Origin of the sequence: Streptomyces sp. NPDC059895, from assembly GCF_042731035.1 — a bacterium.
Classification (GTDB): Bacteria; Actinomycetota; Actinomycetes; order Streptomycetales; family Streptomycetaceae; genus Streptomyces.
The window spans coordinates 20243-32307 of the sequence record NZ_JBHWKO010000065.1; the positions used below are offsets into that span (position 1 = coordinate 20243).

General features: G+C 70.3%; 12 protein-coding genes and 2 pseudogenes. 4 read left to right on the forward strand and 10 right to left on the reverse strand.

Going from position 1 to position 12065, the window contains the following annotated elements; genetic code table 11:
- The first annotated feature begins 4 nt into the window (after positions 1-4).
- Positions 5-730, forward strand: coding sequence for a methyltransferase domain-containing protein (locus ACFV9M_RS38420; RefSeq protein WP_385076201.1), 726 nt, complete (start codon positions 5-7; stop codon positions 728-730).
- 324 nt (positions 731-1054) lie between these two features.
- Here the strand turns inward: ACFV9M_RS38420 and ACFV9M_RS38425 are convergent.
- From ACFV9M_RS38425 to ACFV9M_RS38455, 7 genes and pseudogenes are all read right to left on the reverse strand, one after another.
- Positions 1055-1335, reverse strand: a pseudogene (locus ACFV9M_RS38425) (IS701 family transposase); the annotation flags it as partial.
- Between the two features lie 67 nt (positions 1336-1402).
- Positions 1403-1795 (reverse strand): NmrA family NAD(P)-binding protein, encoded by a 393-nt coding sequence (locus ACFV9M_RS38430; RefSeq protein WP_385076203.1) that lies wholly within the window; start codon positions 1793-1795, stop codon positions 1403-1405.
- A gap of 263 nt (positions 1796-2058) precedes the next feature.
- A complete protein-coding gene (locus ACFV9M_RS38435) occupies positions 2059-3030 on the reverse strand; it encodes a zinc-binding alcohol dehydrogenase family protein (RefSeq protein WP_385076206.1) in 972 nt (323 codons plus the stop codon).
- Positions 2978-4054 carry an arginase family protein gene (locus tag ACFV9M_RS38440; protein WP_385076208.1) on the reverse strand — a complete coding sequence of 359 codons (1077 nt, stop codon included), beginning with the start codon at positions 4052-4054 and terminating at the stop codon, positions 2978-2980. Before ACFV9M_RS38440 ends, ACFV9M_RS38435 begins: the two co-directional genes overlap by 53 nt.
- Complete coding sequence (locus ACFV9M_RS38445; RefSeq protein WP_385076211.1) at positions 4023-4955, reverse strand: helix-turn-helix transcriptional regulator; 933 nt, start codon at positions 4953-4955, stop codon at positions 4023-4025. Before ACFV9M_RS38445 ends, ACFV9M_RS38440 begins: the two co-directional genes overlap by 32 nt.
- A gap of 173 nt (positions 4956-5128) precedes the next feature.
- Positions 5129-6028 (reverse strand): helix-turn-helix transcriptional regulator, encoded by a 900-nt coding sequence (locus ACFV9M_RS38450; protein ID WP_385076214.1) that lies wholly within the window; start codon positions 6026-6028, stop codon positions 5129-5131.
- A 58-nt stretch (positions 6029-6086) separates the two neighbouring features.
- Positions 6087-6764 carry an MFS transporter gene (locus tag ACFV9M_RS38455; RefSeq protein WP_385076217.1) on the reverse strand — a complete coding sequence of 226 codons (678 nt, stop codon included), beginning with the start codon at positions 6762-6764 and terminating at the stop codon, positions 6087-6089.
- 37 nt (positions 6765-6801) lie between these two features.
- Here ACFV9M_RS38455 and ACFV9M_RS38460 point away from each other — a divergent pair.
- Positions 6802-6909 (forward strand): annotated as a pseudogene (locus ACFV9M_RS38460) (hypothetical protein); the annotation flags it as partial.
- Between the two features lie 222 nt (positions 6910-7131).
- On the opposite strand, the gene ACFV9M_RS38465 reads toward ACFV9M_RS38460, so the two are convergent.
- The 3 genes from ACFV9M_RS38465 to ACFV9M_RS38475 form a co-directional block, all read right to left on the reverse strand.
- On the reverse strand, positions 7132-7935 hold the full coding sequence (locus ACFV9M_RS38465; RefSeq protein WP_385076235.1) for an NADPH-dependent F420 reductase: 804 nt from the start codon (positions 7933-7935) through the stop codon (positions 7132-7134).
- A 43-nt stretch (positions 7936-7978) separates the two neighbouring features.
- Positions 7979-8449 carry an ester cyclase gene (locus ACFV9M_RS38470; protein ID WP_385076220.1) on the reverse strand — a complete coding sequence of 157 codons (471 nt, stop codon included), beginning with the start codon at positions 8447-8449 and terminating at the stop codon, positions 7979-7981.
- 167 nt (positions 8450-8616) lie between these two features.
- Positions 8617-9597 carry a hypothetical protein gene (locus ACFV9M_RS38475; protein ID WP_385076223.1) on the reverse strand — a complete coding sequence of 327 codons (981 nt, stop codon included), beginning with the start codon at positions 9595-9597 and terminating at the stop codon, positions 8617-8619.
- 212 nt (positions 9598-9809) lie between these two features.
- Here ACFV9M_RS38475 and ACFV9M_RS38480 point away from each other — a divergent pair, with 212 nt between their 5' ends.
- Both ACFV9M_RS38480 and ACFV9M_RS38485 read left to right on the forward strand, forming a co-directional pair.
- Positions 9810-10622, forward strand: a complete 813-nt coding sequence (locus tag ACFV9M_RS38480) for an alpha/beta fold hydrolase (protein ID WP_385076225.1) — start codon at positions 9810-9812, stop codon at positions 10620-10622.
- Positions 10623-10736: 114 nt separating this feature from the next.
- Positions 10737-11927 carry an alpha/beta fold hydrolase gene (locus ACFV9M_RS38485; protein ID WP_385076228.1) on the forward strand — a complete coding sequence of 397 codons (1191 nt, stop codon included), beginning with the start codon at positions 10737-10739 and terminating at the stop codon, positions 11925-11927.
- The last annotated feature ends 138 nt before the right edge of the window (positions 11928-12065 follow it).

Sequence of the window (12065 nt, forward strand, 5' to 3'; positions counted from 1 at the left end):
GGGCATGAGCGTGACGTGTCGGTACCGGGAGGCCTGGGAGGGCTTCTGGCGCGAGGCCCCCGGGGAGGCGGGCGGGGTGTTCTGGGACGCCGACCCGGCGGTGACCGCCGCCCACCACCTCGCCTACTTCGAGCCCCGGCTCGTCGACCCCGGCCTGCCGCTGATCGACCTGGGCTGCGGCAACGGCACCCAGACCCGCTTCCTCGCCGACCGCTTCCCGCAGGTCGTCGGCGCCGACCTGGCCGCCGCGGCCCTGGACCACGCCCGCCGCGCCGACCCCGCCGGGCAGGCGACGTACCGGCTGCTGGACGCGGCCGAGCAGGGTGCCGCCGAGGCGCTGCACGCCGAACTCGGCGACATCAACGTCTACATGAGAGGCGTCCTGCACCAGTGCGAGCCCGACGACCGGCAGCCGCTGGTGGACGGCATCGCCACACTCCTCGGCGGCCGCGGCCGGGCCTTCCTCGTCGAGCTGGCGGAGGCGGCCCGCCCGGTCCTCGGAGGTCTGGCCGAGGGCCCCGACGGGCCGCCCCCGAAGCTGGAGCCGGTCCTGCGGCACGGCATCGCCCCCGGCGAGGTCGCCGACGACGCGGTGCCCGTCTATCTGGGCGCCGCGGGACTCACCGTCCTCGCCGCCGGGGACCTCCCCCTCACCACCACCGAGTTCTGGCCCGACGGAACCCGGATCGCGCTGCCGTCGAAGTGGATCGTGGCCGGCCGGACGGCGTGACCGGGCCGGCCACTTCCCTTCCGGCACCTCCCGCCCGCCGGCCGCCTCAGGCGGCGGTCGAAGGAGAGCGTCACATGCCGACACGGGGGTCGTGTTCCGGGGGGTGGGGCGCGGGCCCGCTCATCACGTAACGTGACGCACCATGAAGATCCTCATCTCTGATGATCTTCGGCATGACCTGCTCTGATGCGTGACTTGTCGCGGTTTGTAGGTCGTGTGGGATCGCCGAAGTCCACCGGAGTCCAACGTGGTAGTTGTCAGGAATGATGTCAGGCCCGACGATGTTGCTGTCGGTGATCGTTGCTGGTCAGTAGCGGCCTACGTCCTGATCAGCAACTGGTGGCGGCCGGGCGACGGGTCGGCGAGGTCGATGACGGCCCAGTCGTAGAGCCGCTGCCCCTTCGCGCCGCGTCCGGCCGAGAGCTTCTGCCAGGCGCGCTTGGGTACCTTCTTCACCAGGGCATCGGCTCGGAACGTGCCTGCGTGGGCACTTCGGCCGAGCAGGCCACCGCGAGGGCGTGGCCGACGCCGCGCTCCTCAAGAGCTGTACGGAGTTTCGGGTTGCCGCCGTATACCTCGTCCCCGGTGACCCAGCCGACGTGGTGTGCCGCACCCATGTCCGCACCGGCCTCGACCAGTAAGATCACGACCAACAACTGGGCTAGTAGCTAGCTAGGCGGTTTCGAGGAGTCGCTTCCACAACAGGGCTGCGCCGGATTCGGCGAGCCAGTCCGCGAGTGTACGCAGGCCGGGGTGGATGATGTGCAGCGCCTCGATGTCGGCGTGCCGGCGCGATCCGGCTGCCCAGCGCTCCCGGACCTGGGCGATCTCGGGGTTGAGTGCGGCGGCCTCGGCGTGGGTGATCTGCTCGTAGCGCACCGTGGCACCAGTGGCCTCGCTGATTGCGGCAACTGCCTCGGCCGGGGTAGGGGCGTCCCCGGCCAGCTCCAGACTTCGCCCCGCGAATCGGTCCGGCTGGTCGAAAGCCAGTGCGGCGAATTCGGCGATGTCCTCCACCGCGATGATCTGGACAGGTTCGTCCGGCGGGAAGATGTGCCGGTGCACGCCGTGGACGATGCCGTCGACTCCCGGCCCGACTTCCCCGTCCGGGCGCTGCCGACCCAGCCGCACCCGAACCGGACCCGCTGAGTCGGCGCCCGCCACGCAGCGCCACCGCTACCTGCTGAAAGCGAAGGTGGCGCTACGAGTGGCAGCACGGGGCAACTCCGCCACTGGAACCGGCGGCACAGCACCCCCGGATCATCAACAACAGAGGCAAGGAGCCATAACGGCCCCGAAGGCCACGAGCCCAGTTCGGGCTCTGCGGGTCAGAGTTCGATGACCACGGAGCCGATGGCCTGGCCGGAGGTGAGGCGGGTGAAGGCGGTCTCGAAGTCGTGGAGGGGGTGGACGCTGTCGATCACGGGGCGCAAGGTTCCGTCGGCGGCGAGTTTGCCGATTTCGGCGAGGCCCCGGGTGGTGTTCTCCTCGCTCTCGCTGTGCAGGGCGTAGGCGGTGAGGTGTTTCTCGCCCTCGACGAGGTTGGGGACGTCGATGTCCGCCTGCATGCCGCCGGCGAAGCCGAGGGAGACGACGGTGGCACGCGGGCGCACCGCGCGCAGGAGCTGGCCCAGGACCTTGCCACCGACAGGGTCCGCAGCCAGGTCGGCGCCAGCTGTGCCGGTCAGGTCGCCAACGGCGGTGGGCAGGTCCTGGGTGGACAGGTCGATGGCCGCGTCGGCGCCTTCCTCCCTTGCACGGCGGGCCTTGTCGGCGGTGGAGACGACGGCGATGGTGCGGGCGCCTCGTGCTCGGCCAGTCTGCATCAGAGCCCGGCCGAGGCTGCCGGTGGCGCCGGAGACCAGCAGGTTCTGCCCTGCTTGCAGGCCGCCGATCTTGGTCAGGGCTGCGTCGGCGGTGAGGTAGTTGACGGTTAGGGCGGCGGCTTCGGCGAAGTCGAGGGCGTCGGGCAGGGGCAGCAGGCGGTGGTCAGGGACGGTGACCCATTGCTGGTAGAGGCCGTCGGTGGTGACGCCGAGGTCGCCGTGGCCGTAGACGGCGACGCTGGTGCCGGTGGGCAGGCTGTCGCTCTCCTCGACGGTGCCCGCTCCCTCGTTGCCCAGCACGATGGGCAGCGGCGGGTTACCGAAGCCTCCGGTGCGCAGGAAGTTGGCGAGCTGGTTGATGGTCGCGGTCCGCATCCGCACCAGGGTCTGCCCTGGGCGGCGTTCTGGGCGGGGGCGTTCCTCAACAGCCATATCGGGAGGTGTGCCGATGCGGCGGGTGACAAGTGCCTTCATGACGGGAGTGCTCCTGAAGTGTGTGGGAAGGGCCGGGCTGCGGCAGGTCAAGGCGGTGAGGGAGCGTCGCGTACGGTCCCGGTGGTGCGCGCCCTGTGCCGGTCAGTGGCCGATGAGGGGGAAGCCGGTGAGGACCCTGCTGGACGTGCAGAACGTCGCGGGGGAAGAACTCGGCGATCGTGGTGGCCACGATGTCCGCGGTGGCGTCGAGGTCGCGGGCGATGTGGCCCACCTGGGCGCCGGTGAGGCCGCCTTGCACCTTGCCGAGGCCGAGCGGGCCTTCGGCCGCGTCGACGGTGTCGACGTCGAGGTGGATCGCGAGGCGGGAGCAGCCGGTCGAGGCGAACCAGTCGAGGAGCGGCCCGGTGCTCATCCGCAGGTCGTCGGGGCTGAAGGCGGTCAGGCCCCACTCGCCGACGTGGGCGTAGGCGTCCTCGACCCATTCGTGTAGGCCGACCAGGGCGAGGCGGGAGGCCGGGACGGTGGCGGGGAGCAGGCGGCTCATCTCGGGGTCGCCATGTCCGGTGATCATCGAGACGGCCATGGCGTGGTAGCCGTCGTAGCCGGTCGCGCCGGTGTCGACGTCGGGGTGGGAGTCGATCCAGACGACGGCGAGGTCGTCCGGATAGCGAGCGGCGAGCGAAGTGAACGGGGCGACGCTGACGGTACAGGTGCCGCCCAGGGTGGTGATCCGGGCGGGGTCGTGCTCGCGGATGATCTCCAGGGCGTCGGCGAGCTGCGTGGTCAGGACGGTCTTGGACTCGATGCCGTCGTGGACCTCACCTCCGGAGCCGTCCAGGGGTACGGGGACGGTGGCCGCCGGGCCGTCGTGTTCCGGCAGTACGGCCTCAAGGACCTTGGCGCCGATCGTGTAGCCGCGGCGGGCGGCATCGAGGGGGAACTCGGGGACGAGCTCGCCGACCATATTGGCGCCGGCGCCCTGCCACTCCGGCCACAGCAGCCGCAAGTGGGTCGAGGGGGCGTCGACGGGGTCAGGGGTGCTGGTGGGGGGCGGGGTGGTCATCGGCGGGAGAGGTCCTTTCCGCGACGGTGGGGGCCGTGGTGGGGGCGGTCCAGCTGGCGAGCAGGCGCAGGGTCTCGGCGTGAGTGCTGCCGGGTTCGGCGGTGTAGAGGCAGATCTCCTGGTCCGCGTCGGCGGGCAGGGCGAGGGTCTCGTGGTGCAGGGTGAGGTCACCGACGACGGGGTGGGCGAATCGCTGCTCACCGTGGGCGCACTGCTGCACGCGGTGGCTGTCCCACCAGGCGCCGGACTCGGGCACTCTGATGCAGAACTCGCCGACCAGCTCGTTCAGCCGTCGGTCGTCGGGATGACTGCCTGCGGCGAGGCGCAGTTTGGCGACGAAGACCTGCGCCACGTCCTCCCAATCGCGGTACAGCTTGCGGGCGGCCGGGTCGAGCAGGACGAAACGGGTCAGGTTGCGCTCATGGTGTGCCAGCACGTCGAAGTCGGTGATCAGGGCGCGGGCCAGCCGGTTCGCGGCCAGTACGTCCCCGCGGTGGTTGACGACCAGGGCAGGCGAAAAGTCGCCGAGCCCATCGAGCATTTGGTGGACGGCCGCCCGCACGCGCGGTGCGCGCGTCGCGTCGGTGGCGCGGCCCCGGCGTGAGCCGCTCGTGGCGCGGGTGAGGTCGCGCAGGTAACCACGCTCCACATCGTCCAGACGCAGGGCGCGGGCGACAGCATCCAGCACGGCTTCGGACACCTGCGGGTGGCGACCCTGTTCCAGACGGGTGTAATAGTCGGCGCTCACCCCGGCCAGCAGGGCTACCTCCTCGCGGCGCAGCCCCGGCACCCTGCGTGTGCCCGCGCTCACGCCCGGCGGCAGCCCGGCGTCCTCGGGACGCAGCCGGGAGCGGCGCGAGCGCAGGAAATCTCCCAGTTCGGCGTTGTGGTACATACCCATGACTCCAGGGTGGCGCGTGCAGGGCGGGAATGCGTGGTCCAAGGTGGCCTAGTGGGACCTAGGCTGAGCTGGACCTGCTGATCGAGAGGGGCGCCGCTGGAAGCGGGTTCGGCCGGGAACCGTCCGGACCTGCACGGGCACAGCACCGCGCACCAGCGTGCGCGATGAAGGCGCTACCGGCTGCGGTCGTGTCGGGCATCGGTGGGGCTTCCGCTTGGGCTGGTAGGAGAGGCCCAGCTGGCCAGCAGACGCAGGGACTCGGCCGCGTAGGTACCGGGCTGGGCGGTGTACAGGCAGATTTCCTGGTCCGGGTCGGCGGGCAGCACGAGGTTCTCGTGCTGGAGGGTGAGGTCACCGACGACCGGGTGGTGGAAGTGTTCGTCGCCGTGGGTGCACTGGTGGACCTGTCGGCTGTCCCACCATGCGCCGAACTCCGGGACCTTCACGCACAGCTCGCCGATCAGCTCGTTGAGCTGTCGGTCGTCGGGGTGACTGCCGGAGGTCAGGCGCAGCAGGTGGACGAAGTTGCGTGCGACCGTGTCCCAGTCGCGGTACAGCTCGCGGGCGGCCGGGTCGAGCAGGACGAAGCGGGCCAGGTTGCGCTCCCGGTGGGGCAGGGCCTCGAAGTCGGTGAGCAGGGCACGGGCCAGGTGATTGCTGGCCAGGACGTCGCGGCGGTGGTTGACGACCAGGACCGGCGAGACGTCGTCGAACACGTCCAGCATCTGGTGGACGGCGGGCCGCACACGCGGTACGTGCGGCGCGCTCTGGGCGCGGCTTCGGTGTGAGCCGCTGGTGGCGCGCACGAGGTCGTGCAGGTGGCCGCGTTCGACGTCGTCCAGGCGCAGGGCGTCCGCGACGGCGTCCAGGACCGCGCGGGAGACGCGCGGGTGGCGGCCCTGTTCGAGGCGGGTGTAGTAGTCGGTGCTCACCCCGGCGAGCCGGGCGACCTCTTCACGGCGCAGCCCGGGCACGCGGCGTGCCCCCGGGCCCGGGGGCAGCCCGGCGTCCTCGGGGCGCAGCCGGGAGCGCCGAGCACGCAGGAAGCCTCCCAGTTCGGCGTTTCGTTCCATGCTCGAAGTGTGACGCGCCGGACGCGGCGGTGCCCGTGTGAACCTGGCCCAGCCAGTCCTACGTTCCGGCGCTCTCACCGCAGCGGACCGCTGCCGCGCCGGAGCCGGCCGTCTCCGAGGAGGGGGCGCTCGGCGCGGTCGTCGCCCGGTGGCGGCGGGTGAGCCGACGGTCCCAGAGAGTGGTGCCAGCGGCGGCCAGCGCGAAGGCAGCAGCCACCCAACCGGTAGCGGCCAGGCCGAGGCCGGCACCGATGACCAGGCCGGAGACAATGGGCGCGAGGGTGATGCCGACGTTGAAAGCGGCGATGTTCACCGCGCCGCCCAGGGTCCTGGTCTCGCCAAGGATGCCGAAAGCCCGGGCGCTCACTACGGGGTTGGTGAGGAACCCGGCCAGGCCCAGTACGAAGACCAGCGCGACCATCGCGCCGACGCTGCCCGCGGCCAGGGTGACGAGCACCGATGCGACGGCCACACCGCCCGTGCCGACGAGCAGGGTGGTGAACGGCGCCCGGTCGGCGGTGCGGCCGCCGGCCATCAGACCGCCCAGCGCGCCGAGCCCGTACAACGCCAGGAGGGCCGGAACCAGCCCGGTGGAGATGCCGGTGACGTCTTCGAGGAGCGCACCGAGGTAGGAGAAGATCGCGAAGTTGGCGGCGACGGTCAGCCCGGTCGTGGCGTACGCGACCCACAGCCGCCCCATCCGCAACGAGCGCAGCTCGGTGCGCAGCCGGGGCATCGGAGCATCCGTCGCGGCGGTAGCCGCCGTGTCCCTCGTGCGGCCGGACCAACGAGGCCGGGCGATGTCCGTGGTCATCTCAGGGCTGAGCCTCGCCATGATTGTCGGAGTTCCCGCCGGTACTCTCCTCGCCCAGCACGCGGGCTGGCAGGCCGCCTTCTGGGCGGTGGCCGCGTTCACCGCTGTGTCCGCGCTGGTGCTGCTGGCGAAGCTCCCCGGTGGCTCATGCGCTTCGTGTCGGCCCTGGCTTACGCCGGCTACGCACCTCTCGGCTCCCGGCCCTCCTCCCGGTCCGCGATGCGTTGCCCGGTGGACCAGGGGTCATCGGGCCGCTGCGACGCGATGCCCACGACGCTGCGTCTCGAAGTCACATCTCCCGGTAGCGCTTGGCCGCCGCCAGGGCAGCGCGCATCGAGTCCGCGGTGACAGCCCGCCCCGGCCCGGGATCCGCTCCCTGTCCCGTGGTCGCGGCCAGGCTGTGGCCCTCGCTGAAGTACGGGTCGCTGTAGGCCGCAGTGTCCCGCTGGAAACGCCAGCCCTCGGCGAGCGGACCGGCATCCAGCGCGTCGTAGCCGATCGAGTCGAGGAAGGCGGTCACGGTCTGCTTGGCCTGCGCGTCGTCGCCCGCGATCACGAGCACCGAACGCTCCGGGTCGCCACCGGGCCGGGCGAGGTTGCCCAGGTGCACGGAGAAGATGTTGTTCATCGCCTTGACCACGTGCGAGGCCGGCAGGTGGGCCTGGAGCAGCTCGCTGGTCGTGGTGGTCTCGGCGTCCAGTTCCGGGATGCGGCCATCCCGGTCGGGGTAGTAGTTGTTCGTGTCGATGACGACCTTGCCGCGCAGCGGTTCGACCGGCACCGTGCGGTAGGCGTGCAGCGGGATCGTCACGACCACGATGTCCCCGGCCTCCGCGGCCTCGGCCGGGGTGGCGGCGCGGGCCTGCGGGCCCAGTTCCGCGGCCAGGTCAGACAGGGTCTCGGGGCTGCGGCTGTTACTCAGGACGACATCGTGCCCTGCGGCGACGGCCAGCCGTGCGACCGTGCTGCCGATCAGGCCGCTGCCGATCAGACCTATGGTGCTCATTTCGGTGCTTTCCTCTGTTCCTGCGTCGGGGGCGGGCCTGTGTGAGGCGCGCCGGGGAGCGAGCCGGTCCCGGGAACCCGTACGGATGGGTCACCGGGCCGGTGCCTTGCGGCAAGGGCCAGCAGAAGGCTCAGGCCGGCTGCAGCGTGTAGCCGATCTGCCGGGCGAGGCCCAGTTCCTGGCACATGTACCACATGTCGGTGATCTTGCCCTCGTCGTTGAAGTGCAGCACCGTGATCTCGTCCCACTCCACGCGCTTGCCCGTGGCCGGGGCGCCCGCGAAGGTGCCGGAGTGCAGCGCGGTCATGTGGAACTTCATCAGCACGGTGTTGCCGTCGGCGACCACGTCCGTGGCCTTGGAGGTCTTGTCGCTGAGTCCCTCCGAAAGCTTCTTCCAGCCGGACTCCAGCCATTCGAAGTAGTTGCCGCTCTGGGGGATGTCTGTGCCGGTGGCGGCGTAGATGTCGGCGAAGCCAGCCCGAGTGATCGGGGCGTCGGAAGTGACCAGGGAGCGCATGAGGTCCCAGTCGAGGTTGGGCATGGCGTCTTCGAGCAGCTTCTTGGCGGTGGCGATGTTGCGCTCGGCGGTAGTGTCGTTCACGGCGGTCCTCGCTTCTGAGACTGGATGTGTGCCGCCCGCGGCCGGGGTCCCGGACGGGGCCCTTCCAGTCTTGACCGCGAGTGCCGCTGTCTGCCGCCCGAGCCTGGCTCAGTCAGTCCCAGGTTCGGCCACGCCACCGGCGCGTTCGCTCCCCCTTGCAACGATCCTCAGCTGCGCGGCACACGACTGTCCCGATCGGTGGCCGCCTCCGAGACCACGTCGATGAGCGGGTAGACGATGCCGGTCCACCACTCGCTGCGCTCCGTGTCGAGGAACTCGGCCTCCTGCTGCGCGACGGCGCGGTACTCGTCCGATCCGTAGTACGTCTCGCAGTCGCCCATGTTCCGGAAGTAGGTCACCGAGATCGCGTCGACCTCCACCCCCCGCTCGCTGTAGAAGGGTTCGTCCGCGCTCTTGTTGATGGTGAAGATGTATGCGAAGCGCCGCACGAGCCGGCGCGCGAGTTCACCGTCCTTGATGACATCGCTGTGCCACCTGAGCAGACGTTCCTGCAGCTCGTGCTGCTCGCCGGCCCTCCGGTGGTGGATCTTCACGGTGCAGACCGGTGGGAGGGCGGCCTCCTCAGTGGGGACGATCACGTACTCGGCGGACAGTGACCCCGCCGACCCGCGGTTGAAGAGGTTCCCTTCGTGGTTGATCTTCTCCACTGCCTGTCGGCTGTACCCGACGGGGATGAGTGCCTCGGTCGTCGGAGCCGCCCAGTAGACGAGACCGTCGTAGGCCGGCCGGACGTATGGCGGGACCTTGTCCCAGACGTGCGGGTACAGGAGGCCGGTGCTGTCCACCAGCGGCTCGTAGGGAGGGGGGAAGGCGGAGGACGGGGCGCCGGCGAGACGGTGGATCTGGTGGTAGTTCGAAACGCCCTCGATCATGCTGTCTTCCGCCGTGTCGCGGTGCACGACCCGCGGGCCGTGCACCTTGCGCCAGAACTCGTCCCAGTGCTCGAACATCAGGTTCGGGTTGCCCTCCAGCGCATTGAGCGAGGGGGTGAGGTCGGGCCGCTCGATCGGCTTGCCCTGGCGGTCGATGACGCTCCCTTCGCTCCGCTCCCGCCGGTCGTCAGGAGCGGAGTCATCGGAACGCGCGATCAGGATGGGGAACATGGCGCTGGGGCGGCTCGTCGTCATTGACACTCCTTCTCATCCCGGCGGTAGCCGTCGGGGCACAATGGAGAGGTTAATCATATAGGATTACATACATGTAAGGCTATACAGTTAACTCGCGGGTTGCGGCCGATAGCAATGCACCCGGAGGTTCGGACGCCTCAGGGCGCACCTGTCGCTCACTGACGCCCACGGCCAATCCGCGTTCACCGCTTTCGACGACGATGAGGATGAACATGCAGACTTTCAGTCGTGACGGAGCCGCCATCGCGTACCGCGACACGGGCACTCCCTCCGAGGCCCCCGAGGCGCCGACCGTCGTGTTCGGTCACGGTCTGCTCTTCGGCGGCTGGATGTTCGACCCGCAGGTGACGGCACTCTCCCGGCGCTACCGGTGCGTGACGATCGACTGGCGGGGTCAGGGCGGCACCCCGCGCGCGGAGAGCGGCTACGACATGGACTCGCTCACCGAGGACGTGATCGCGCTCCTCGCGGAACTCGGCACCGGCCCCGTGCACTACGTCGGCCTGTCGATGGGCGGATTCGTGGGCATGCGCCTGGCCGCACGACGCCCGGACCTGGTGCGCAGCCTGAGCCTTCTCAGTACGTCCTCGGAGCGCGACTCCCCCGACGTCGACATCGAAAGCGCCAAAATGGCCGGGATGCTGTGGGCGTTCGGTACCGCACCGGCCCGCGAGGCCCTGGCGCGCATGGCGTTCGGCAGGAGCTTCCGCGGCCGAGCGGAGAACGCGGCACTGATCCAGGACTGGTTCGACCGGATCGACCGCGCCGACCGCCACGGCATCGCCTGCGCCATGATGGGCGTCATCGCCCGGACGCCTGTGACCGAGGAACTGGCTCACGTGACCGCGCCCACCCTGGTCGTGCACGGCGACGACGACCAGATGCCGATCAGCTGTGGTCAGGCGGTCGCATCGGCGATCAAGGACGCGCGGTTCCACGCGCTCTGCGGCTCCGGACACGCCTGCACCCTGGACCAGCCCGCCGAGGTCACTCGGGTCCTGGCCGAGTTCCTCGCCGAGAACTGACCCGGAGGACGGTGCACCATGGATCACTCTGCCCCCCTCCTGACCACTGACTGGCTCGACGCGGCCGTCCGCACGGCACGGCAGGACGCCGCGTTCCGACGGAGAGCACGCGCCTTGACGACCACGCTGCACCTGTCCGACGAGGCCGCCGGCATCACGGTCCGCTTCGAGCACGGCACCGTCGTCGAGATCCAGCCGGGCGGCCGGCCGGACGACGCCACGATCGAACTGCACGGCACACGCGCCCAGTGGAAACAGGCACTACAGCACGCAGTGGACCTGGGCGAGGCCACGAACCCGGCCATCGGCGGACTGCGACTGCGCGGCGACTTCGTCCACCGGGCGGGCAACGCGGTCGCGCTCCAGCGGCTGTGGACGGCGATGCGCCGCAGCGCGGGGGCGGCTCCCGGCGCGGCGCCACCCAAGCGGCCCTCACCTCTGTCCGCCGAGGTGACCGGATGCTATGTCGAGGTGGCAGGCATCCTGACCTACTACGAGTCGGCCGGTACCGGACGGCCGGTCCTGTGCCTGCACTCCGGAGGCGCCGACAGCCGGGAGTACCGCCATCTCCTGCCGTTCCTGGCCTCGATCGGGTTCTGCGGAATAGCCCTGGACATGCCCGGTCACGGCAAGTCGTACCCCGATCTGGAGACGCTCGCCCCGCTCGACAGCGCGGACGCGTGGATCGACTTCCTCGCAGCCTTCTCGGACGTGCTCGGGCTGGACCGTCCCGTCCTGGTCGGCTGCGCCATGTCGGGCAGCCTGATCCTGCGGTTCGCGGCGCTCAGGCCCGACGCCGTCAGCGCGGTCGTCAGTACCAACGGAAACGCCGACTACAAGGACGCTCTCGGTGCGGACTTCCTCGACGTGATGAACCATCCGCAGGTCAACGTCGCGGACTACCTGGAAGCGGGCAGCTTCAGCCTCCTGGGCCGGCGGTTGCCCACCGCAAACCTGAACGAATGCCTGTGGCACAACGCCCGGAACCTGACCCCCGAGGTCATGCACGCCGACCTCGCCATCTACAACGAGCACGACATCACCGCGCTGCTGGACCGCATCACCGCGCCGGTCCTGCATCTTCACGGTGCGTCGGACCCGAGCGTCAACGAGGCGAACGCGGCGGCCATCCGCAAAGGCATCCGCGACCTGGTCATGGTCGAACTGCCCGGCGTAGGACACATCCCCATGCTGGAGGACCCGGAACGCTTCAACAGCGAAGTGGGGCACTTCCTCCGCTCCGTCTTCCCCTCCGACGGACCGGGCGGGGCCGAATCAGGCCCCGCGTCCCGCACCCTGACGTAGTAGTTGTCTGTGGCGTGGGCCTCTTCGGCACGGGGACGGCGCCCACGCCCGCGGAAGCGACTGCCGGGCCGTCCCCGTCGGCCGCACCGGTCGCTCCGCACGTACTTGAGGACCGCCCAACTGGGCGGTCCTCAAGTA